The organism is Pseudomonas sp. S31 (assembly GCF_016648105.1).
Lineage (GTDB): Bacteria > Pseudomonadota > Gammaproteobacteria > Pseudomonadales > Pseudomonadaceae > Aquipseudomonas.
The window spans coordinates 1-22708 of the sequence record NZ_JACVVE010000004.1; the positions used below are offsets into that span (position 1 = coordinate 1).

The window sequence follows — 22708 nt, forward strand, 5'->3', positions numbered from 1 at the left end:
CAACTGGAATCACAATCCAGCGCTCTACCAACTGAGCTACGCCCACCATATTGCAGTGTTGCGGTACAGCCTTACAGAAGCATGGTGCGGACGAAGAGACTCGAACTCTTACAGCTTGCGCCGCTGGAACCTAAATCCAGTGTGTCTACCAATTTCACCACGTCCGCGTAACGCTTAAAACAAAGGCGCCAGATGAACTATCGAGGCGCCTTTGAAGAATATGGGGTGGACGATGGGAATCGAACCCACGACAACTGGAATCACAATCCAGCGCTCTACCAACTGAGCTACGCCCACCATATCGCGATACAACCTTCACTTGCTTGCCCAGAGGCCTGATGGCGCACCCGGCAGGACTCGAACCTGCGACCATCCGCTTAGAAGGCGGATGCTCTATCCAGCTGAGCTACGGGCGCTTAAGCATTCAGCCTAACCGAACAAGCCACTTAACAGATAGCTGCTAAACCACTCATTCTGCCCGACTTGGCCGACCGGTGCTAGGCAGTGCCCGACAAGTGCGGCGAATCTTATAGGCGAGGTCCAGGGTCGTCAACACCTTTCTCAAAAAAATTTAAATTATTGAAGGGCTTAGGGGATTTGCCCGACCACCCGCCTTTGCCCTCGGCGCAGGTCGTGCGAGAATGCGCCCTCTTTAATGTTCCTTTCTCGATGGTTAATCACGCGTCTATGACTGCACACCTAATCGATGGCAAGGCGATCGCCGCCAACCTGCGCCAGCAGATCGCCCAACGTGTCGCGGAGCGTCGCCAGCAAGGCCTGCGCACGCCGGGCCTGGCTGTGATCCTGGTCGGCACCGACCCCGCCTCCCAAGTCTATGTCTCGCACAAGCGCAAGGACTGCGAAGAGGTCGGCTTCATTTCGCAGGCATTCGACCTGCCCAGCGAAACCACGCAGCAGGCCCTGACCGAGCTCATCGACCGCCTCAACGATGACCCGGCGGTGGATGGCATCCTCCTGCAATTGCCGCTGCCAGCGCACCTGGACGCCTCGCTGCTGCTCGAACGCATCCGCCCGGACAAGGACGTGGACGGTTTCCACCCCTACAACATCGGCCGTCTGGCCCAGCGTATCCCGCTGCTGCGCCCCTGCACGCCGAAAGGCATCATGACCCTGCTGCACAGCACCGGCCAGGACCTGTACGGCATGAACGCGGTAATCGTCGGCGCCTCCAACATCGTTGGCCGGCCGATGGCGATGGAACTGCTTCTGGCAGGCTGCACCGTGACCGTTTGCCACCGCTTCACCCAGGACCTCGCCGGCCACGTCGGGCGTGCCGACCTGGTGGTGGTGGCCGCCGGCAAGCCGGGCCTGGTCAAGGGTGAATGGGTCAAGGAAGGCGCGATCGTGATCGACGTCGGCATCAACCGCCAGGACGATGGCAAGCTGGTCGGCGATGTGGTCTACGAGACCGCCCTGCCCCGCGCCGGCTGGATCACCCCGGTACCGGGCGGCGTCGGCCCGATGACCCGCGCCTGCCTGCTGGAAAACACGCTGTACGCGGCTGAAGAGCTGCATAAGTAATACGGCGCAGTGTGAACAACGGCACCTCTGGCAGGTGCCGTTTTCTTTGCCTGGCGTTTGCCCGATAGCGTCGCAGCCGATTCGGCTGTTGCTCCTGGCTAAACAGCCGCCTCTGCTGACAGCCGCCCTGCCTTCAGCCAGGATCGCCAGCCTCCCGGGGGGATAATCATGGGGCAGCCCACTTCAGATGTGGCGCCGCCAGGAGGAGCCCCATGACCCGCTTTATCGATGTGCAAGACCTCGCCCGCCTGGTCAACCGCAAAGGCTTGGCCACCTGCGTCAAGGAGATGGCGGACTACATCCGCCAGGACTACCTGCGCTGGCACGAATTCGAAAAGTGTGCACGCCTGGCCAACCATTCGCCGGACGGGGTGATCGAGCTGATGCCGATTTCCGATACCAGCCGCTACACCTTCAAGTACGTCAACGGCCACCCGATCAACACGCGCAACGGCCTACCGACGGTCATGGCCTTCGGCGTACTCGCCGACGTCGCCACGGGCACCCCGCTGCTACTCAGTGAAATGACCCTGACCACGGCGATCCGCACCGCCGCCACCTCCGCCCTGGCCGCACGCTACCTGGCCCGCGAGGACAGCCGCAGCATGGCGCTGATCGGCAACGGCTCGCAGAGCGAATTCCAGGTCATCGCATTCAACACCTTGCTGGGCATCGACGAGGTGCGCCTGTACGACATCGACCCCAGCGCCTCGGCCAAGCTGGTGGCCAACCTGGCAGGGCGTCCAGGCCTCAAGCTGATCATCGCCAGCAGTGTCGCCGAGGCGGTCAAAGGCGCCGACATCGTCACCACGGTCACCGCCGACAAGGCCTACGCAACCATCCTCACCCCCGAGATGATCGAACCGGGCATGCACCTGAACGCCGTGGGTGGCGACTGCCCCGGCAAGACCGAGCTGCACCGCGATATCGTCGAACGGGCACGGGTGATCGTCGAGTACGAGCCGCAAAGCCGTGTCGAAGGGGAAATCCAACAGATGCCGGCCGATTCGCCCGTCACCGAGTTCTGGCAAGTGCTCGCCGGCCAAGCCCCAGGCCGCGAAGATCGGGCGCAGGTAACCCTGTTCGATTCGGTTGGGTTCGCCCTGGAGGACTACTCTGCCCTGCGTTATGTCATGGACGCGGCACAGGCACTGGGCATTGGCGAGGACATCGAACTGGTGCCAGCCCTGGCCAACCCCAAGGACCTGTACCACCTGCTGCAACCGCGCACCTTCACCAGCTGCGCGCTGCTCCATGCGCGCGAAGCCATGGCCTGAACGCGCCCCAGGCCTGCGTCGGGTTGCAGACGGGCGGCGTAGAAGCGCCTACCCTGTTCCATGCCCCTCCCCGCCACGAGGCCCGAGCATGGACAACAAGGCAAACGCCGCCTACCCGCTGGACCGCATCGACCAGGCCATCCTCGAGGTGTTGCGCCACGATGGCCGCATCACCTTCGAAAAGCTCTCCAGCCTGGTCCACCTCACTCCCCGGCCTTGCCTGGAGCGGGTCCGCAAGCTGGAGCGCAACGGCGTGATCCGCGGCTACGGGGCGATCATCGACCCACAGAAAGTGGCCCCCGGGCTTTCCCTGCTGGTGCTGGTAGCCATATCCAACCTCAGCGGGCGTACCGCGCAGAAGGCGTTCGAGACGACGATGCGCGACTGCCCCGAGGTTTTCGAATGCCAGCTGATCAGCGGCCATTTCGACTACAGCGTGCGCCTGCGCTGCCGTGACATGGAACACTATCGGGTATTGAGCGAGCGCTGGATGAACGACGCCGCGCTGCACATCGACAAACTGGTCGCGCACCCGGAGCTGGCGACGGTCAAGAGCACCCTGCCAGCAGCCTGAACCGTCGGCACGGGTGCTAACCGGCTAGCACCGGCCGCACCGGCAAATCCTCATGCTTGGGGTTTTCCTATGCAGAGCGGCCCAGCATGTCCACAGCACCTTCCTTTCACCTGGCGTTCGTCGATCGCCGTCTACCCACCTGGCTCAAAGCCGCCTCGCCCGCACAAAGGCGCCTGCTCGAACGGCGCATACGCGACAGCCATTCAGCCATGCGGCGCTTGCAGGCCGCCCTGGCCGGGGTGCAGGCACCCGAGCAGTTCTGCCGGACACGGCTCGAGCAATCACTGGCGCATGCGTTCCCCCAGCGCGAGCTACCCACTGTCGACGATGGCTGGTTGCGCCGCGAAGGCCAGGCAGGCGGCATGTCGTGGCTGGAAGCGGCCATGCAGAACTTCGATGCCGGTGACCCGGTGAAGCTCTATATGCATAAGCGCGATGCGACCCGTATGACCCTCGACAGCGAACACTTCGTCAAGGCGGTGCGTAATCTCGACCTCGGCGGCCTCTATCAGGCCCACCTGGGTGACCATCTGGGCAACGACAGCTTCCTCGAGCAATTGCGCCTGCATGATCGCGCCGCGTTCGCCGCCGAGCTGTACCTTGCCCGCTTGCAAGGCCACCTCGACGACAAGGGCATGGCGCTCGGCGATGCGGCCCTTGCCGCGTCGCCAGCTGGCGATGGCAACCATCCGCCCCTGCAATGCAGCTACCTGTCGCTTTTCGGCCTGCCCCTGGCTGGGCCGCTGCTGGTTCGTCGGCGCCCAGGCGACGCCGTCGAAGCCTGCCTGCTCTACCTGCCTGGGCACCCCACCCACGCCATGCGTCAATACCCGTCCCTCAATGCGCTTGGCCAGTCGCTCACGCAGATGCTCTGGCAGGACGGCGAGCGGCGGTTCTTTCTGCGCTACGTGGCCCATGCCGAACAAACACGCTTCGCCCTGAAGCTACGGGAAACCCTCTACCCGTCCTATCCGTACGAGCGCTTGCTGGCCGACACCCCGGTGCTCGAAAAAGGCCAACGGTTCAGTTGGATCAGCCGCGTGTTTCCCAGCCCAAGGGCGATATGGCAGGACACCCTCGACCAGAACGCACGCTTGCCCCTGGACCATACCCCATGGGCCAGGGATTGCTTCGCCGAGCGCGCACGCAGCCAACGCGAGCGCCATTGGCAAGATGCCGCCAGCATCGTGGTGCCCGTCGCGCAGCGCGACGCCGCAGCGCAACTGGCGCGCATCGAAGGCTGGCTACAAGCCGGGCTGAACGTCCTGAACGTGGCCAGCTTCTTCGTCCCTGGGCTGGCCGAGGTCATGTTGGCGGTGGGCGGTGCGCAATTGGTCGATGAGTTTCTCGAGGGCGTGCATGCCGCCAACCAGGCCGACGCCGACGCCGCCATCGGCCACTTGTTCGCAGTGTTCGAGGGCCTGGCGCAATTCGCCGCACTGGGCGCGGCTGGGCATTTCATCGAGCCGCAGGGCACGCTGCATGGCTGGCAACGTATCGGCACGGGTGAGCAGGAGCGCTTGTGGCACGGCAACCTCACGCCGTTCGCCCAACCCCGCCCCTGGCCGGAGGGCATGCCCTTGCCAACCACCGGCGTGCGCGAGTGGCAAGGCCAATCATGGCTGGAGCTCGACGGCCAGGCCCTGCCCGTCGAGGCCGCCGGGAAAGGCCGCTGGCGCCTGGCGGCGGCCCGAGGCCAGCGTCACCAACCCCACGCCCTGGGCAACGGCGAGGGCGCCTGGGTGTTGGACCACGAACGCCCGCTGGCCTGGAGCAGCCAAAGCCTGATGCGCAGGCTCCGCCCGGCGGGCACTGGCCTGGACGATGCCACCCTGGCCAAGGCCCTGCATTGCTCCGGCTACGATGAGGCCACCCTGCGCGAGGTGTTGGTCGACCATCGGCCGCTGCCCGCGCTGCTGCAGGACAGCCTCGAAGCGTTCGACGCCACGCCCACCGCCCTCGCCCAGGCCGGTGATAGCCAGGTGCTGGCCCGGGATTTCCCCGGGCTCAGCCCGCGCGTGCGCAACGAGATCCTGGCGCAGGCTACCCCCCACCAGCGCGCCGAGCTGCAGCGCAGCGGCCGCCTGCCCTTGGCGATGGCCGAAAGCGCCCGCCTGTACCTGCGCCAGACCCGTATCAACCGCGCCTTGGCGCACCTGTGCCGAACGCCGGGCGCCGATCCCGACCGCGATACCCTGGTGTTCGCCAACCTGGCGCGGCTGCCAGGCTGGACGGGCGACATCCGCCTGGAACTGTCCGAAGGGGGTCGGACCTCGCTGGCCGTTGGCCGTCCAGGGGCGACGCTCAAGCGGGTGACTCGCCTTGGCTCGCAATACGAACCCAGCGATGCCGGGGGCCAGGTGCTGGCCAACCGCGGCGACCTGTTCCATGCCATCCTCCGCGCCCTGCCCGACAGTGAACGGCAGGCGCTGGGCCTGCACGTCGGCGACAGCGACGGGCTGCGCGAAGCCCTCTATGCGCTGGCCGCCAACGACCGCGAAGGCACCGCGCGACACTTGGGCATGGCCGCCGTGCGACCGCTGTATCGCCTGCCAAGCCGTTTGCCAGGCAGCCACCGTCTGGGTTACGCGCTCAGTGGCCGTGGGCACGGCTGGCAGGCCGAGAGCGAGCTGTTCGATCAGTTGTATCCGGCAGCTCCCGGCGCTGAGCGGCAGGTGTTGCGCCAGCGCCTACGACACCAGGCCGGACCGCAGCCTGGGGCGCTCAACCGCCTGCTCGAAGGGCTGCGCGACGATTACCAGCAGCTCGATCACGACCTGCAAGCCTGGGTCGAGCAAGGCGCAGGCGAGCAACGCACCCTGCGCGACAATCAGGCCCAGAGCATCCGTCAGGCCTGGCGCCGGCAGAACCCCGAGGGAACGATCGACGACATCGACTACATCGTCCTCGACATCGACGCGCTGCAACTGCCCGACCTGCCCGTGCTCCGGGGCCAACTGGAGCATGTACGCCAATTGCGCGTGTCCGGCCTGATCGACCATGCCGATACCCGGCTCGATGGTTTCCTGCGGGCGTTTCCCCGCCTACGCCAACTGGACCTGGAAGACAATGCGCTGCGCTCGCTGCCCCCGGCCCTAGCCGAGCTTGGCGAACTGCAGATCCTCGACCTGGAGCACAACAATCTCGATTTCTCCCAGGGTGCCGCTGTGCAACCTCTGCTAGGCCTGCGTAACCTGCAGCAGCTCAATCTCAGCCACAGCCTCGACGACCTGCCGGTCGCAGCGCTGGAGCAACTGTCGGCGTTGCCCTCGCTGCAGTTCTTGCAGCTCGCGGACAATGGCCTGGCCCTGGGCGCCCAGCACTTCCAGGCACTGCAACGCTGGCCTGGCCTGACGCACCTGGAACTGGGGCGCAACGCGATCACCCTCAACGAGCAAAGCCGCAGCGCACTGGCGGCCCTGAACCGCCTGCAGCTGCTGTCGCTGCGCCACAACCCGCTGCAACTGGCGCCCGACCTGCGCGGTTGGGCGCGACTGGAGCAGCTGGACCTAGAGAACAGCGGGCTTTCCCATTGGCCCATAGGGCTCGCCGAGCTGATGCACCAGGAGCCCCTCAACCTGGTCGCCATCGACCTGAGCCTGAATACCCTGAGCGATGCGCCCGACCTTCGCGCCAGTACCTTCGCACGGCGAATCCGCGAGGGCGACATAGACCTGCACTACGCCTTCGAGGACAATTCGTTCAGCGAAGCGGCCCTGCGTAGCCTCGACGAGGCGGGCCTGCCGGTGGGCAACGACCTGGCAGAACACGACTGGTCGGAAGGCTGGCCGCCTGCCTTGCGCGTGCACCTCGCCGAATTCTGGCAAACCCCCGACTGGCAACCCCTGCACGACCTCTACCAACGCCTGCCCAGTACCGAAGCCTACGAACTCAGCCCTCTGGCCATGAATGAACGGATGCGCCATACCCTGCAAACCCTGGTCGACGGATCCCAGGATCCATCCGGCTGGGGTTTCAGCGAGTTGCAACAGCGCATCAACGATCGACTCGTGGATGCCGGTCAAGAGTGCGTGGACCAAGCCAGCCTGCTGTTCCAGCAGGTCGAGACCGAAGTATCGCTGTGGCGTACGGCGGCGCACGCCGCACCTGGGGCCGACCACGAACAGGTGGCCGTGGACAGCGCCGCCAGCCTGCTGCGCCAGCAACTGCTCGACCAACGTATCGGCGAGCTGTTCAATGCCCGCCGAGCACGCCGCACGGCCCTCGCCGAGGCCAACGATGACGCCGCCCGTCAAAGGGCGCCGGCACTGGCGAGGCATGACGCGCTCAGCGACCAGCAGCTCAGCGACCCACAACTGCCCCTGGACGAACTGGAAATGGCACTCTACGCCCGCATGCGCCTGCAGGACCGGCTGCGCCTGCCAGCGCAACCCGAGGGCATGCGTTTCGAATACCTCGCCCGCGTGCAAGACAGCACCCTGCAAAGCCTGGCCCAAGCAGTGTGGAACGAGGCATCGGCGTTGCGGCTGCAGCAATGGGTCGTCGACCAGCCGTTCTGGCCACGCTGGTTGCAACGCCTGCGTCCCGCCCCTTTCGAGGCCCTGCAAGTGGAATGGGAAGCGGCCTCGGAGTATTTCGACACGCTCAACGAGCCCGTGACGATCGGCGGCCCCTATATCGGGCCGACAGTGCCACAGGCCTACGTCGACAGCCTGGAAGCCGCGATGGACCAGGTTGCCTGGCGCCGAGCCGGCGTTCTGCAGCGGGTCGACCTGAGCGCTGACAGCGGCCTCTACGCTCAGGCCTCGGCACTGCTGCTGCAAGGCCGCCAGCAGGCCCATGAGCAGTTGCTGGTACGCCTCACCACCCTGCTCAGCCAGGCAAACCCTCAGGCATTCCTCCCCACCGCCAACTGACGCAGGCCCCCACATGCTGCCTGGCAAGCTGCTTGCACAGCAGAGAGCCAGGCGCATGGCTGGGCCTGATCGCGTTGTTTCACGAGCAATCGGATGCACCGCGATAGAGCGCCCGGAGTGCCAATGCCCCACAACTGGTCAGACCGGTAAGGCCATAAACCCTTGCGCAATGCGATTTTTCGCGCTTTCATGGCCACGCGCTGAACATACCGGTAAGACCACAATAATTAAGTCCTGCGCTCTTTCGCCCCCTGCGGCACCGAAGCAAGGACACCGACCAGAGATCACTCCCATGCTCAAATGGTGCTCGCGTTCGATCTTCCTGCAAGTCGTGCTCGGCCTTGCCCTCGGCATCGCCTGCGGCCTCAGCTTCCCCGACCTTTCCTTGCAGCTCAAACCCCTGGGCGACGGCTTCATCAAGCTGATCAAGATGCTCATCGGGCTGATCGTGTTCTGCGTGGTGGTCAGCGGTATCTCCGGCGCTGGCGATCTGAAGAAGGTCGGGCGCATCGGCCTGAAGTCGGTGATCTACTTCGAAGTCCTCACCACCCTGGCCCTGGTCATCGGCCTGGTGTTCGCCTTCAGCAGCGGCATCGGTAGCGGCGCCAACATCCACCTCGACCAGTTGTCCAGCGCCGACGCCAGCAGCCTGGCAGAGCGCGGCCAGCATATTCATGGCGCCACTGCTTTCTTCATGGACCTGATCCCCACCTCGGTGGTAGGTGCCTTCGCCGACAACAATATCCTCCAGGTGCTGCTGTTCTCGGTGCTGTTCGGCAGCGCGCTGAACCTGGTGGGCGACTCGGCCGCCGGCATCTCGCGGCTGATCAACGAACTCAGCCACGTGGTGTTCCGCATCATGGGCATGATCGTGCGCCTGGCGCCGATCGGCGTGTTCGGCGCCATCGCCTTCACCACCAGCAAGTACGGCCTGGAGTCGCTGCAGCACCTGGGCGGTCTGGTGGCGCTGTTCTACCTGACCTGCGCCGGCTTCGTGCTGATCGTCCTCGGCACGGTGATGCGCCTGTCCGGGCTGAAGCTGCTGCCGTTCATCAAGTACCTGCGCGAGGAACTGACCATCGTCCTCGGCACCGCCTCGTCCGACGCCGTGCTGCCGCAGATCATGCGCAAGCTGGAACACCTGGGCATCGGCAGCTCCACCGTTGGCCTGGTGATCCCCACCGGTTATTCGTTCAACCTCGACGGTTTCTCGATCTACCTGACCCTGGCCATCGTGTTCATCGCCAACGCCACCGGCACGCCACTGGAGATGACCGACCTGCTGACCATCCTGCTGGTGTCGCTGGTGACGTCCAAGGGCGCCCATGGCATCCCAGGCTCAGCGCTGGTGATTCTCGCCGCTACCCTGACCGCCGTGCCGGCCATCCCCGTGGTGGGCCTGGTACTGGTGCTGGCGGTGGACTGGTTCATGGGCATCGGCCGGGCGCTGACCAACCTGATCGGCAACTGCGTCGCCACCGTGGCCATCGCGCGCTGGGAGAAGGACATCGACCTGGAACGCGCGCACAACGTGCTCGACGGCAAGCCAGGCTTTGCCCATGCTCCGCGCAAGCCGGGCAATGCCCAGCAACAGGAATTCTGACCAAAGCCGGCCGGCATCGCGCCGGCCACTCCAGGAGCACACCGTGATCAGCTCATCGACCGTCGTCAACTCAGTGGTGGAAAAACTGCGCAAGGCCCTCGCCCGCGGGCAATGGCGCAGCGGCGACATGCTGCCCGGCCAACGCGAACTGGCCGAACAGCTGGGCATCAGCCGCCCCAGCCTGCGCGAAGCGGTGATCGTGCTGGAAACCTTGGGCCTGGTGCGTTCGCTGCCGGGCAAGGGCGTGCTGGTGCTCGATGCCGAGCCAGACAACGCCGAGTCGCCCGGCAGCGAGGCCAGCGCCGCCGCCAGCCTGGCCGACGTGCTGGAGCTGCGCTACACCCTCGAGCCTTTCATCGTCGGCCTGGTCGCACAGTCGGCCAACAGCCAGGACATCGGCCAGTTGCGCCTGACCCTGATGGACATGCGCGAAGCCCTCGAAGCCGAGGACAGCGAAGCCGGCGTGACAGCCTACATCGCCTTCCACGAGGCGCTGTTCGCCCTGACCAGCAACCCGATCTTCCAGAGTGTGGTGCAACAGACCGGCAACGCCCTCAAGCAGAGCGCCGAGATGCTGCGCAACTCACCCGAACACCTGCAAGCGCGCCTGCGCGAGAACGAAGCGGTGGTACGTGCCATCCGCGAGCGCAACAGCGCCCAGGCCAGTTCCCAGATGCGCCAGCATATTCTCGCCGAAGGCCAGCGCATGGGTATCGAGCTGAACATCCCCGAAGAACAACCAGGCCCCTAGCCGTTGGAGCGCGCCATGACTGCCTACCTGCCCGCCTTACTCGCCAACGGCGAAACCCGCCTGTCGGCCGAGCAGATCTACCCTCGCCTGTTCGACGCGATCCTCGAACAACGCCTGCCACCGGGCAGCCTGCTGCCCGAGCAAGCCCTGGGCGATGCCTTCGGCGTCAGCCGCACGGTGATCCGCCGCGTGCTCGGGCGCTTGTCGGACCAGCAGGTGGTAGTGCAGCGCCCCAGCCACACCGCCCACCTGGCTGCCCCCGACCCGCAGCAGGCGCGCCAGGTACTGAGCGCCCGGCGCCTGGCCGAAACCACGCTGATCGGCCTGGCCACCCAACGCGCACGGCCCACACAGATCCGCCAACTGCGCCAACTGGTGGAACGCGAACGCCAGCACCATGAGCGCGGCGAGCGCTGCGCCGCCATCCGCCTGGGTGGGGAGTTTCACCTCAAGCTTGCGCAGGTAGCCGCCAACGCCCCCTTGGCGCGCTTTCTCAACGGCCTGGTGCCGATGACCTCGCTGATCATCGCCCGCTACGAATCGCCCTGCTGCGAGCACTGCGCCTGGGAGGAGCATGCGGCGATCATCGACGCGGTCGAACGCACCGATGGCCCGGCCGCGCTGGCCTTGATGCACGAGCACCTGGACCGCCTGGAAGCCAAGCTCGACCTGGGCTGAACCGGCGATGGGCTGCCAGGCAGTTGCGCGAACACCCCCCTATACTCGGGGAACCCCCGCCTCTCCCCCAAGGAGGCAGCCAAGTGAGCCTGCGCTGTCCAATCCTGCTTTGCCTGCTGCTGGCCCTTGCCGGCTGCGCGAGCAAACGCCCGCCCCCACCACCGCCCCCGGTGGCATTGACGCCGGCGATGTGGCAACGCCTGGACCGCGAGCTGATCGACGCTTCGGTCGGCGCCGCCGGCTCCGCCAACGACTATGCGCGACGCTCGATGCGGGTATGGAAGGAGCAGGTGCAGCAACGCACCGAGCAGGATTTCATCCCCTGGTTCACCGGCTACTGGACCCAGCAGTGGCTGACGCTGAAGGTGGCCTGGTACAAGATCGACAGCGGCGAAGGCCGTGAACCTGCCGAAAAGCGCCTGGCCCTGTACCTGCAGGAGCAATACCAGGAACGGGTGATCGAGCCAGTGGCCGAGCAGATCAACCCCGAAGGCATCCGCGACCGCGCCTGCGAGCTGTACCTGCAACTGTTCGCCCAGCAATTGCCGGCACTGATCGCCCGCTACAACGCGCCTCCCGAACAGGTCAGCCAGCGCCTCAACCGCATCCCCGCCATCGCCCTGGGCCCGCCGGATGCGCGCAACGCCAGCCTGTACCAGCTGCTGCGGGCCAAGCCGCTGGACCAGCAACCGGCTTGGCAAGCCTTGCGCCAGCACCTGCATGTGCAGGCCAGCAAAGGGCCGGGACGGACTGACGTGGGGCTGTCGTCGGTGGCCACCCAGGCCAGCGAGAAGCTGAGCGCCACCCTGGCGCCACGGGGCATCGCCAGCGCCGTCGCCTCGGCGGTGGGCAAGGTGGCCGGGGCGATGATCTCGGTGGCGACGGCCGGCTACGGCATGATCACCCATGATCGTGAACAACCGCAGATGGTCGAGCAACTGCGGGTGATTCTCAACGTGGCGCTGAACCAGGAATGGCAGGAGCTGATGGAGAATCGCCAGAGCGGCGCCATGGCCGGGGTGTACTACCTGTCCGGCCAGGTGGAGGACAGCCTGCTGGCCAGCGCCCCTCGATCGCAGCCGCAGGAGCCGCTGCTGATCCGCCTACCCCCATGACCCCGCCGCACGGCCGTGTAGGAGCGGCTTCAGCCGCGAACACGGGCATCGCCCGTGCCATGCGGCGCCGATCTCAGGCCGCCACCGCCCGCCCGACCTTGCCCCGCCGCACCCAGGCCAGCACCACCGCCGCCATCAGCACGAAGCCCAGGTAGCCGAAGAACGGATACACCTCACCCACCAGGCTGATGAACCCCACCAGGCTGCAGACGAATGCCGCCACCCCGGTCACCACCGAGCCCCAGCGGAACCGCGCGGTGCCCACCGGCAACAGCCGCGAGAGGAACGAGAACAGCGTCCCCACCGCCGTGTTGACGATCATGCCGAAGATGATCAGGCACATCACCACCCCCAGCACCGGCGAAACTTCGCTGGCGATCGACAGCATCGGCATCGGTAGGTCGGCGACGCTGTCCAGGCGCGACAACAACCCCGCGCTCATCACCAGCATCAACCCGCCCAACGCCAGGCCACCGAGCAATCCACCCCAGATAGCGGTCTTCTCGCCCTTGGCCGAGCCCCCGAGAATCGCCAGGATCGGCGCCCCGGCGACGATGTTGTACGACACATACAGCAACGCCCCCAGCAACCAGTGCCGGGTCCCGGCCTGCTGCTGGCTGGCCAGCACATCCAGGGCCGCGAAGCTCTGCTCGCGGGTGAATACCCCGTACAGGGCGATGGCCGACGCCACCAGGATCAGCAGCGGCGTGATCGCGCCGATGGCGAGGATGACATTGCGCACGTCCAGGCACACGATGCCCACCACCAGCAGGGTCACCAGCACGCTGCCGGCCAGCGCCGGGATGCCGAACTGCTGCTCCAGCAAGGCGCCACCGCCCGCCAGCATCACCACGGTGACGGCGAACATGAAGAAGGTGATCAGCCAGTCGACGAACAGCCCCAGGTGGCGCCCGCAGATCGCCTGGATCACATCCTTGTGCGAGGTCGCCCGCTGGCGATTGCCCAACCCTGCCAGGGCCATGCCGAGGAAGGTGAAGAGCGCGGCGCTGACCAGCGCGCCCAGCAGCCCCCAGACCCCGAAATCGACGAAGAACAGCAACAGTTCCCGCCCGGACGCAAAGCCCGCCCCCACGATGACGCCGACGAACGCGCCGGCGATTTTCAGCTGTTCCTGCATGTGGACCTCTGGATTTATTGTTGTTGTGCCCGGCGACCGAACCTGGTTCAGCCGACGTACGCCTGGACTTCGATCTCCACGTCCACGCCCAGCGCCAGGGCCGACGCCACCGTGGAGCGCACCGGCAGCGCAGCGCCGAAGAATTCCTTGTAGACCTCGTTGAAACCGGCGAAATGGCTCATGTCCGACAGCCACACCGTGACCTTGACCACCTGGTCGAAACGCGCCTCGCACGCCGCCAGGCTCTCGGCGATGCGCTCGCAGGCGGCGCGGGTCTGGGCCTGGATATCGCCGCGCACGACTTCACCGCTCGGCGTCATCGGCACCTGGCCGGAGAGGAACAGGAAGCCACCGGCCTTCACCGCACGAGAGAACGGGAACGGCAGGCTGCTGGGAACGCGCTGGATGTCATTGCTCATGAAAATAGCCTCTTGGGTTTATTGGAAACGGGCCGGGGACAAGCGCGCAGGGCTCACCCCCTGGGCAGTCAGGCTCGGGCACAGCGGGCGCCCGAGCAGCAGGTCGGCAGCCAGGCGCGAAGCCCCGGCGGCCGACTGGATGCCATAGCCGCCCTGTGCCGCCAGCCAGAAAAACGCCGGCATGTGCGCATCGAAGCCGATCACCAGGTCGCCATCGGCGACGAACGAGCGCAACCCCGCCCAGCTATGGCTGGGCCGACGGATCGCCAGGGTGGTCATGGCTTCGATGTTGTAGATGCCCAGGGCTATGTCCAGCTCCTCGGGCACCACGTCCTGTGGCTCGACCGGGTCGGCGTTGGCTGGGGAGCCCAGCAGCTGGCCGGCATCGGGCTTGAAATAGAAGCTTTCGTCGACACCGATCACCGCTGGCCAGGCGGCAAAATCCTGGTCGGCCGGGCCAGGGAAGGTGAACGCGCTGCGCCGGCAGGGTTGCAGGCCGATACGCGCCACCCCCGCCTGCTCCGCCACCTGGTCGGCCCAGGCCCCCGCAGCATTGACCAATTGCCGGGCCTGGAGCTGGCTACCATCGGCCAGGCGCACCTGCCACAGCTCATCCTGGTAACGGGCCTGCAACAACTCGGCATTGCAACGCAGCTCGCCGCCGGCCGCCTTGAAACCCCGCAGGAAACCCTGGTGCAGGGCATGCACATCCAGATCCATGGCCCCAGGTTCGTGAACCGCACCAGCAAGAATATCGCCACGCAGGCTCGGCACCATGGCCAGCGCCGCGTCGCGATCGAGCAGGCTCACCTCGGTGCCGTTGGCCTGGTTCTGCGCGTAGGTATCGGCCAGCAATTCGCGCTGTTCGACGCTGGCCACGTACAGGCAGCCACGCGGCTCCAGCAGCGGGTGCTCGCAGAAACCGGCCGGTGGCGCCTCGTAGAACGCCCGGCTGGCCCGGGTCAGTGCCTGGATCTGCGGCGTGCCGTAGGCCTCCATGAACATCGCCGCTGAGCGCCCGGTGGCATGGTAGCCGGGCTGCGACTCGCGCTCGAGCAACAGCACCCGGTGCTCGCCAGCCAGGCGATAGCCCAGGGATGCGCCAGCGATGCCGGCGCCGATGATCAGGGTGTCGTAGATCTGCGTCATGCACGCTCCTGTCGGAAATTATCATTTATGAGAATTCTAATATATGAGAATTTATCAATGTGCAAGCGCCCACGGTAAGATGCCGACCAAAGCCGTACTTCCCTTGCTGTGAATGAGAGCCCGATGCCCGATCAACGCCCCACCCTCCCAGGCCACCCCGGCGAGCTCCCGCTGCTCGACCGCAGCGAGGTCGGCGGCCGCTTGCGCCAGGTACGCAAGGCGCGGCAACTGACGCTCAAGCAGCTGTCGGCACTCAGCGGCGTGCCGGTGTCGACACTGTCGAAAATGGAGTTGGCGCAGGTGTCGGTGAGCTACGAGAAACTGGCCGCTGCCGCCCGCGCCCTGGAGGTGGACATCGCCCAGTTGTTCCGCCCCAGTGGTGCCGTCAGCGCGCCGGGGCCTGCCACGGTGGTGGTCGATTCGCTGCCCGACGCCGCCGGCTACTCCACCGGCACCTACGATTACCATCCGATCGCGGGGGGCTTTCCAGGGCGGCGCATGACCCCCGCCTATGCCCGCATCATCGCCCGCGAACGCGGCCAGTTCGACGATTTTATCCGCCATCCAGGCCAGGAGTTCGCGGTGGTACTGAACGGCCGGGTGCGGATCGAGTTCGAAACCGGCGAGGCGGTGAGCATCGGCCCACAGGAAACAGCCTATTTCGACAGCCAGGTAGGGCACATCTACCTGTCGGAGAGCGAAGATGGCGGCGACGCCCACGTGATGGTCGTGATGACGGATCGCTGAGGCAGGCCGCCTTGGCAGGCCGGTTATAACCTAATAACGAACAAGTCTATTTGGCTATAAAAAAATCTATATGCTGCTTCCATCCGATAACGGGCAAAGCTGGGCAGTCGAGTAGCGTATGGATGTAGGTTCTTTCGGTTTCACCATTGCCGGACTGGTGGTGGGTTTCATCGTCGGCATGACCGGCGTGGGCGGCGGCTCGCTGATGACGCCGATCCTGCTCTGGTTCGGGATCAACCCTGCCACCGCCGTGGGCACCGACCTGCTCTACGCCGCCATCACCAAGGCCAGTGGCGTCTGGGTGCATGGCCGCAACAAGAACATCGACTGGAAGATCACCGGCTACCTGAGCCTGGGCAGCGTACCCGCCGCGGCGCTGACCCTGTGGTTCCTCAGTACCCTGCACACCGACACCTCGGCACTCAACGCGATCATCAAGCAGGGCCTGGCGGCAGTGCTGATCCTCACCGCGCTGGCGATCCTGTTCAAGTCGCGCCTGCAGGCGTTCGCCAACCGCCACGCCGGTGACCACTACCACCTCAGCGACCGCACCCTGAATACCCTGACCGTGCTCACCGGCGTGGTGCTGGGCGTGATGGTCACGCTGACCTCGATCGGTGCCGGCGCACTGGGTACCGTGGCCCTGTTCCTGCTGTACCCGTTCCTGCAGACCCGCCGCCTGGTCGGCACCGAAATCGCCCACGCCGTACCGTTGACCCTGGTCGCCGGCCTGGGCCATGCCGGCATGGGCAACCTCGACTGGTCGCTGCTGGGCTACCTGCTGCTCGGCTCGCTGCCGGGCATCTACCTGGGCAGCCACCTGACCGGGCGCATCTCCGACCGCGTGCTGCGGCCGTGCCTGGCTGGCATGCTGCTGCTGATCGGCTACAAGCTGGCGTTCTGAGCCCCCTTCAGCTCAGGCGCAAGCGCCACTGCCCGGTGTAGCTCAGGCACACGCGGGACAGTGGCAATACGTCGATGCACGAGTGCGCCGCCAATGGCGCGCCCAACACGTCTACCAGCACGGCGCGGATGACCAGCGGATGGGTCACCGCCAGCCAATGCCCTGCCCCCTCGAATGCGCCCAACCAGGCCGCCACCCGCTGGCACAGTTCGGCGAACGACTCGCCCCCATGTGGCTTGCCGTGAGGGTCGCTCAGCCACTGCGCCAGGGCCTCGGGGCGTTCGGCCTGCAACTGCTTGAGCGCCACCCCCTGCCAGCTACCCAGGTCGCAATCGGCCAGCGCCGGCTCCAGCCGAACGGGCTCGCCGAGTAGCGCGGCAGTGTCCTGGGCACGGCGCTCCGGAGCGCTCAACACCTTGGCCAAGGGGTCATGGCCCCACGGTAGTTCGCTCAGCGGCAGGATCGGATCGTCATGACCCGGCAAATGGCCGGTGCGCTGGGCATCGGTCAGGGCATGGCAGACCAAGGTGAGGTGCACGGCTTTCATCGCAAGACTGTTCGTTCGGGGCCAGCCCACTCGTTTATCACGCCATGGCGTTTTTGTCGCGGCCCACGGGAACGCTGCGGTAGGATGCCACTCCAATCTAGGCACATTGCCAGCAGAGCCCGATCGATGTCGACCCGCCCTACCCCCTCCCCCTTGCTGCTCGCCCTGCGTGCAGGTACCCGCGCTTGCCACACGGCCCTGGAGGAACGCCTGCCGTTTTTCCGTGAGGGTTTCGATGTGGCCGGCTACCGTCGGCTGCTCAGTGCCTACTACGGCTTCCATGCACCGCTGGAGCTGACCCTTGCTGGGTATCAAGGCGTCGAACGGGCCAAGGCGCCCGCGCTGGTGCGTGACCTCCTGGCCCTGGGACTGAGCGCGGCGGACATCGATGCCTTGCCGCTGTGCCAGGCACTGCCGGCTGTCGAAGATGAAGCCCGTGCGCTGGGTGTGATGTATGTGCTGGAGGGCTCGACCCTGGGTGGCCAGGTCTTGAAGCGAGCCATGGCCGAACGCCTGGGGCTAGCGCCTGACCGCGGCTTGGGCTTTCTCGATGTGTATGGTGCGGCGTCCGGCAGCTATTGGCGCGCGTTCCTCGAAAGGCTCGCCGATGCCGCGTGCACGCAAGCCGCGCAGGCCGCCACGGTGCAGGCGGCCATCGATACGTTCGTGTGCTTCGAGCGGTGGCTGGCGCAGCGTGGGGTGCTGGATCAGGCAAACACCTGTACCACCCCCCATGCGGGCACCAGAGCCACCAATCCCGCCGCCGTCCTGGGCCAATAGGGCAACAGCGACACGACCAGCAATCCCGCCAGCGACATCATCCCGAACCAGGCCACCGGACCCATGGCCCAGCCCCAGGCCTGGGCACACAGCAACAGGCTGGACAACAGCCCCAGCCAGCCGAGCCCACGCAGCAACCGGCGCAGGGCTTGCGGGCAGGTGCGGCCCCAAACCTGCTTGAAGTGCCGTTCGAGGCCCTGGCACAGAGCAAGCATGCCCGCGTAGGCCAGCACCGCTGCCCCCATCATCGACAGCATCATGCCGTGGCCTCCCCGCGCGCAGACGCCCGCGCAGCGCGCGGCGTCGCCTCGTGATGATGGACGCGCCAGGCGGTCAGGCCCAGCCCGGCACCCAGCACCAGGGCGGTGATGACCACCGCCAGGCGCATGCTGTCGGCCAAACTGCCGAGCAGACCCAGGCTGCAACACAACAACGCCGTCAAGCCCAGTTGCTCGACCCACGCGCGCCGCGCCGGGCGCAATCCGGCATGCAGCAACGCCAACAGCCACACCCCGAAGAACGCCCGCACCTCCCAGTCTTGCCGCAGGGCAAGCTCGGCCGGTAACAGCCGGCTGGCCCAGAGCAGCGCGACACAGGCCAGCAGCAGTCCGCTGATGAACCCCACGTTGCACACCTCGGCCAGCCGGTACCAGCGGCGCGCCGAGGCATCCGCCGTGGCCGTGGTGTATTTACGCCCACGCTTGACGCAGAACAGCACCAGGCCGCTGGCGATCATCAGGCAACTGACCAGCCCGCAGACGAAATACAGCCAGCGCATCGGGTAACCGCCAAATTGGGCGAAGTGCAGGCCGACCATCACCCGCTGGGTGAGTGGCGCCGGGCGCCAATCGGCCACGTCGCTGAGCAGCTCGCCGGTCGTACCGTCGAAGACCATGGCCTGGCCCTTGGACAAGGCGATGCGGTTGCCCAGCTCCGGACGGATCTCGATGCGCGCCCCCGCAGTGTTCGGGTGACTCACGCTGAAACCGCTGAGTGGACCCAGCCGCGCCTCGGCCTGGGCCAGCAACGGCACCACGTCGACCAGCTCGCCCGGCTGCTTGGCCAGGCCCCGAGACTGCTCAAGGCGAGCATTGCCCTGGGTCTGGAAATAGGCACGGTTGTCGCCCTCGAACAGCGCATCGACACCGGCCGGGATGTAGATCAGCATGAAGATCACCAGGCCGGTGTAGGTGATCATCAGATGGAACGGCAGCAACAGCACGGCGCTGGCGTTATGGAAATCCAGCCACGAACGCTGGCCCTTGCCGGGCCTGAAGGTGAAGAACTCCTTGAAGATCTTCTTGTGGATGACGATGCCGGTGACCAGCGCCGCCAGCATCACCAGGGCCAGCGCCCCGACCACGAAGATGCCCCAGTTGCGCGGCAGGTCGAGGGTGAAGTGGAAACGGAAGAAGAAGTTGCCGCCGACGCTCGGTCGCACCTCGATCGCTTCGCCACTGACCGGGTCGAGCTGCACGCTGTGGCCATGGCGCCGGTCACCGGTGGATACGCGCAACCCCGGCGAGCGCTCGCCGGGCAGGCTGACGCCCCAGTTGCCCGCCTTCGGCTCATGGGTTTGCAGGTAGGCGATGGCACGCCGAGCAGCATCGGCCTGGGACACCTCGCTGGTCGGAATTTCCGGCTGCATCCAGTGGTTCAGCTCTTTGTCGAACACCGCCAGGGTGCCGGTGACGAAGATGGCGAACAGCAGCCAGCCGAAGATCAACCCAGCCCAGGTGTGCAGCCAGGCCATCGATTGAGTGAAGGTGTTCTTCATGCCAGCCACCTCATGGCCTGGGGCCAGAAGCCGACCAATGCCAGGGGTGCCGCGAGCGCAAGCGGCGTCCATGCGCGCAGGGCATCACGGCTGGCGAAGGCCCAGAGAATGGCGGCGGTGTAGAAGACGAAGGCTGGCAGCGTGGCAACGATGACCGCGTCGGCGGGTGCCAGAGGCAGCAGCCTGGCCAGGCAGGCGCTGGCGGCGTAGGCCAAGGCATAGCCGCCCAGGAGCGCAGCGCTCGTGCGGGAGAAGATGTGCAGCCAGGTGGGAAGTCTGTTCATCGGTGCTCCTGGGGCTGCTACGCAGCCCATTCGCGGCGCAAGGCCGCTCCTACAGAGGACGCGTACCCCTGTAGGAGCGGCCTTGCGCCGCGATGGGCCGCCAAGCGGCCCCCTGCATCAGAAAGAAATATTCAACGCGGCAAACACCGCCCGCCCTGGCTGGTTATAGGTATTGGCACCCGAACTGCTGGCGTTGCCGCCGCGCAGGATCTGCTTGTCGAACACGTTGTTCACCCCGACCCGCACATCGTAGTTGGCGTTGAACTTGTACCCGGCACTCAGATCCACCAGCCCATAGGCCTCGACGTCCTGCTGCGCCGCTGCGTCGTAGTCTTCCTGAGTCCGGTAGTTGTAGGTCGGCGACTTCTGCTTGCCGAAGTAGGTGCCAGCTACCTGGAACGACAGTTTGTCGGTGGCGCGCCAATCCAAGGTGGTGTTGACCGTGTATTCAGGGATCACCGACAGCGGTTCGCCGGTTTCGCGGTTGTCGTTATCGAGCATCCAGGTCAGGTTGGTGTTCCAGTCCAGGGTCGGCGTCAGCTCCATGAAGAAGTTGCCCTCGATGCCCTCGACCCGCGCCTTGCCGGCGTTTTCCCACTGGGTCACGCGGCGGCCGCTGTTGATCGCGTAGAGCACGTCGGTGCCGCCGATGATCTTGTTCTGGTAGTCGTTGCGGAAGTAGGTGGCGCTGGTGCGCCAGGTGCCACGGTCATACAGCAGGCCGATTTCCTTGTTCACGCTGATCTCGGGCTTGAGGTCGGCGTTGCCCTGCAGGTAGCAGCCACCGGAATTGGTCTGCTGCACGCTGCAACCGTTGCCACGGCTGTACAGCAGATAGTTGGGGTTGGACTGGTACAGGTTCGGCACCTTGTAGGCCCGGGCGATGCCGCCCTTGACGGTCAGGGTATCGGTGATCTTGTGCGACAGGTTCAGGCTCGGGCTGAAGTTGTCGCCGAAGGTCTCGTGGTGATCGAAACGCAGGCCCGGGGTAATGGTGGTGGCGCCGAGTACGATGTTGTCCTCGGCGAAGAACGCGTAGCTGCGCGCGGTCATCTTCGAGTCGCTGCGGTCGAAGCCGCCGATCTGGTCACCGCCGTTGCCGCTGGGGTCGAAGCTCTGCGGGCGGAACGAGCCCTGGTCGTTGAGCGATTCGTAGAGGTACTCGCCGCCCAGGGTCAGCACGTGCTCGGTGCTGCCCATGGCGAACGGCAGGTTGACCTCGCTGGACAACCGCGTGTTGCGCAACCGCGACATGGCCGCACCGCTGTCGTTGATCGCCCCCTCCGGGCCACCGGCCAGGCCTTCGTTGAGGCGCCAGTTGCGCACGTATTCGTAGGCCAGGGTGGTCTTGCTGGTGCCCCAGGTAAAGTCGCCCAGGTGGGTCAGGTCATAGGTGCTGCGCTGCATCACGTTGGTCTCCTTGCCGTACAGGCTGGAGATCAGGTCGATGTTGCTGCCACCGTTGCTGTTCATGGTGTCGCCGGCGTAGATGTTGCCCTGGCGGCTGTAGCCGGCGCTGGCCTCGAGGCGGTGCTCGTCGTTGAGCTTCCAGCTCAGCAGGCCGTTGATGTCCTTGTTGCGCACGCCTTCGCGACCGGCGGCCAGGGCACTGTTGGCGTGGCTGGCGTTGATGTCGAGGTCGTCGGCGTCGGTCTTGGCCAGGCCACCATACAGGCGGAAACCGAGGTTGTCGGTGAGCCCGCCGCCGAGGTTGAAGTTGGCCCGGCGGCTGGCGCCCTCGGCACTGTCTTCTGGCAGTTGGGTATAGAAGGTGACGTTACCCTTGAGTTCTTCGGTGGGGCGCTTGGTGATGATGTTGACCACCCCGCCCATGGCCCCCGAGCCATAGCGCGCCGCCGCCGGGCCACGCAGGATCTCGATGCGCTCGACCGCCTCGGCCGGTACCCAGTTGGTTTCGCCCCGGGTGTCGCGGTCGCCGTTCCAGCCGTAGCGCACGGCATTGCGCGCGCTGGACGGCTTGCCGTCGATGAGGATCAGGGTGTTCTCCGGGCCCATGCCGCGCAAGTCGATTTGACGGTTGTTGCCGCGTGCGCCGCTGGCGCTGTTGCCAGTGAGGTTGACCCCCGGCTCACGACGGATGATGTCGGACAGGTCGTTGGCCGGCGGATGGCGCTTGATGTCCTCGGCGGTGATGATCGACGAACCCAGGGCCTGGCGCGCCTCGCGCTCGGCGGTGACCAGGGTGTCCTGGATCACCAGCGCGTCCTCGGCTACCGGCACTTCCAGCACCTCGCCGGGCACGGCTTGCGAGCTCTCGGCCGCCAGCACGGCAGGCGAAGCCAGCGCGAACAGGGCCAGGGCCAGGCGATTGGGTGAGGTTCTGGGTTGCATCGGTACATCTCCTAGAAGGGTGAGCAAAAGGCAAAATCCGTCTGCGAAGCCGGAACGCCAATGCCCTCCGGCCTCTCAAGCAACGCTTGGGGTGCCACTAGGGATGGTGAATATAGTGATTCTCAAATGAGTTTAAATCTTATTTACGAAATTTACATATCTGACAGGGAACTCAGAGGCTTCCAACGCACACA

At 65.8% G+C, this 22708-nt stretch carries 19 protein-coding genes and 3 tRNA genes; 11 read left to right on the plus strand and 11 right to left on the minus strand.

All coding sequences use genetic code 11. From position 1 onward, the window contains the following. Positions 1-82: 82 nt before the first annotated feature. The 3 genes from IAE37_RS04780 to IAE37_RS04790 all read right to left on the minus strand — a co-directional run bounded on the left by IAE37_RS04780 (position 83) and on the right by IAE37_RS04790 (position 416). Positions 83-167: transfer RNA gene (locus IAE37_RS04780), tRNA-Leu, on the minus strand. A gap of 54 nt (positions 168-221) precedes the next feature. Next, positions 222-297, minus strand: a tRNA-His gene (locus IAE37_RS04785). Positions 298-339: 42 nt separating this feature from the next. Beyond that, positions 340-416: transfer RNA gene (locus tag IAE37_RS04790), tRNA-Arg, on the minus strand. A gap of 271 nt (positions 417-687) precedes the next feature. Between IAE37_RS04790 and folD the strand changes: the two genes are divergently transcribed. The 8 genes from folD to IAE37_RS04830 all read left to right on the plus strand — a co-directional run bounded on the left by folD (position 688) and on the right by IAE37_RS04830 (position 12417). Further along, positions 688-1542 carry a bifunctional methylenetetrahydrofolate dehydrogenase/methenyltetrahydrofolate cyclohydrolase FolD gene (gene folD / locus IAE37_RS04795; RefSeq protein WP_201170018.1) on the plus strand — a complete coding sequence of 285 codons (855 nt, stop codon included), beginning with the start codon at positions 688-690 and terminating at the stop codon, positions 1540-1542. A 212-nt stretch (positions 1543-1754) separates the two neighbouring features. Next, positions 1755-2819 (plus strand): ornithine cyclodeaminase, encoded by a 1065-nt coding sequence (locus IAE37_RS04800; RefSeq protein ID WP_201170020.1) that lies wholly within the window; start codon positions 1755-1757, stop codon positions 2817-2819. 88 nt (positions 2820-2907) lie between these two features. Beyond that, complete coding sequence (locus IAE37_RS04805) at positions 2908-3393, plus strand: Lrp/AsnC family transcriptional regulator (RefSeq protein WP_201170022.1); 486 nt, start codon at positions 2908-2910, stop codon at positions 3391-3393. A gap of 86 nt (positions 3394-3479) precedes the next feature. Further along, positions 3480-8270 (plus strand): dermonecrotic toxin domain-containing protein, encoded by a 4791-nt coding sequence (locus tag IAE37_RS04810; RefSeq protein ID WP_201170024.1) that lies wholly within the window; start codon positions 3480-3482, stop codon positions 8268-8270. Between the two features lie 292 nt (positions 8271-8562). Next, complete coding sequence (locus tag IAE37_RS04815; RefSeq protein WP_201170026.1) at positions 8563-9873, plus strand: C4-dicarboxylate transporter DctA; 1311 nt, start codon at positions 8563-8565, stop codon at positions 9871-9873. A 43-nt stretch (positions 9874-9916) separates the two neighbouring features. Next, complete coding sequence (locus IAE37_RS04820) at positions 9917-10624, plus strand: FadR/GntR family transcriptional regulator (protein ID WP_201170028.1); 708 nt, start codon at positions 9917-9919, stop codon at positions 10622-10624. Between the two features lie 15 nt (positions 10625-10639). Further along, complete coding sequence (locus IAE37_RS04825; protein ID WP_201170030.1) at positions 10640-11302, plus strand: GntR family transcriptional regulator; 663 nt, start codon at positions 10640-10642, stop codon at positions 11300-11302. Positions 11303-11385: 83 nt separating this feature from the next. After that, entirely contained in the window at positions 11386-12417 is a 1032-nt protein-coding gene (locus IAE37_RS04830; RefSeq protein ID WP_201170033.1) for a hypothetical protein, read from the plus strand. Positions 12418-12490: 73 nt separating this feature from the next. Here IAE37_RS04830 and IAE37_RS04835 read toward each other — a convergent pair whose 3' ends face one another. Genes IAE37_RS04835 through IAE37_RS04845 form a run of 3 tightly spaced genes read right to left on the minus strand, consistent with a single transcriptional unit; the run spans position 12491 to position 15123 of the window. After that, positions 12491-13555: a YkvI family membrane protein gene (locus IAE37_RS04835; RefSeq protein ID WP_201170035.1), complete on the minus strand. Its 1065-nt coding sequence runs from the start codon at positions 13553-13555 to the stop codon at positions 12491-12493. Between the two features lie 47 nt (positions 13556-13602). Next, positions 13603-13974 (minus strand): RidA family protein, encoded by a 372-nt coding sequence (locus IAE37_RS04840; RefSeq protein ID WP_201170037.1) that lies wholly within the window; start codon positions 13972-13974, stop codon positions 13603-13605. An 18-nt stretch (positions 13975-13992) separates the two neighbouring features. Further along, the gene (locus IAE37_RS04845; RefSeq protein ID WP_201170039.1) at positions 13993-15123 is read right to left on the minus strand and encodes an NAD(P)/FAD-dependent oxidoreductase; all 1131 of its coding nucleotides are present in this window, start codon (positions 15121-15123) and stop codon (positions 13993-13995) included. A gap of 123 nt (positions 15124-15246) precedes the next feature. On the opposite strand from IAE37_RS04845, the gene IAE37_RS04850 reads away from it, so the two are divergent. Further along, positions 15247-15870, plus strand: a complete 624-nt coding sequence (locus tag IAE37_RS04850) for a helix-turn-helix domain-containing protein (RefSeq protein WP_201170041.1) — start codon at positions 15247-15249, stop codon at positions 15868-15870. A gap of 118 nt (positions 15871-15988) precedes the next feature. Beyond that, positions 15989-16774, plus strand: coding sequence for a sulfite exporter TauE/SafE family protein (locus IAE37_RS04855; RefSeq protein ID WP_201170043.1), 786 nt, complete (start codon positions 15989-15991; stop codon positions 16772-16774). 7 nt (positions 16775-16781) lie between these two features. Here the strand turns inward: IAE37_RS04855 and IAE37_RS04860 are convergent, their stop codons facing one another. Further along, entirely contained in the window at positions 16782-17321 is a 540-nt protein-coding gene (locus IAE37_RS04860) for a histidine phosphatase family protein (RefSeq protein ID WP_201170045.1), read from the minus strand. 126 nt (positions 17322-17447) lie between these two features. Between IAE37_RS04860 and IAE37_RS04865 the strand changes: the two genes are divergently transcribed. Next, positions 17448-18101 carry a biliverdin-producing heme oxygenase gene (locus IAE37_RS04865; protein WP_201170048.1) on the plus strand — a complete coding sequence of 218 codons (654 nt, stop codon included), beginning with the start codon at positions 17448-17450 and terminating at the stop codon, positions 18099-18101. On the opposite strand, the gene IAE37_RS04870 is transcribed toward IAE37_RS04865, so the two are convergent. From IAE37_RS04870 to IAE37_RS04885, 4 genes are all read right to left on the minus strand, one after another. After that, positions 18029-18361, minus strand: coding sequence for a DUF3325 domain-containing protein (locus IAE37_RS04870; protein WP_201170051.1), 333 nt, complete (start codon positions 18359-18361; stop codon positions 18029-18031). The genes IAE37_RS04865 and IAE37_RS04870 overlap by 73 nt on opposite strands. Next, entirely contained in the window at positions 18358-19878 is a 1521-nt protein-coding gene (locus IAE37_RS04875; protein ID WP_201170054.1) for a PepSY-associated TM helix domain-containing protein, read from the minus strand. Before IAE37_RS04875 ends, IAE37_RS04870 begins: the two co-directional genes overlap by 4 nt. After that, entirely contained in the window at positions 19875-20162 is a 288-nt protein-coding gene (locus tag IAE37_RS04880) for an iron transporter (RefSeq protein ID WP_201170057.1), read from the minus strand. The genes IAE37_RS04875 and IAE37_RS04880 overlap by 4 nt, the downstream gene beginning before the upstream one ends. Positions 20163-20279: 117 nt before the next feature. Continuing rightward, entirely contained in the window at positions 20280-22514 is a 2235-nt protein-coding gene (locus IAE37_RS04885; RefSeq protein ID WP_201170059.1) for a TonB-dependent siderophore receptor, read from the minus strand. Positions 22515-22708: the final 194 nt, after the last annotated feature.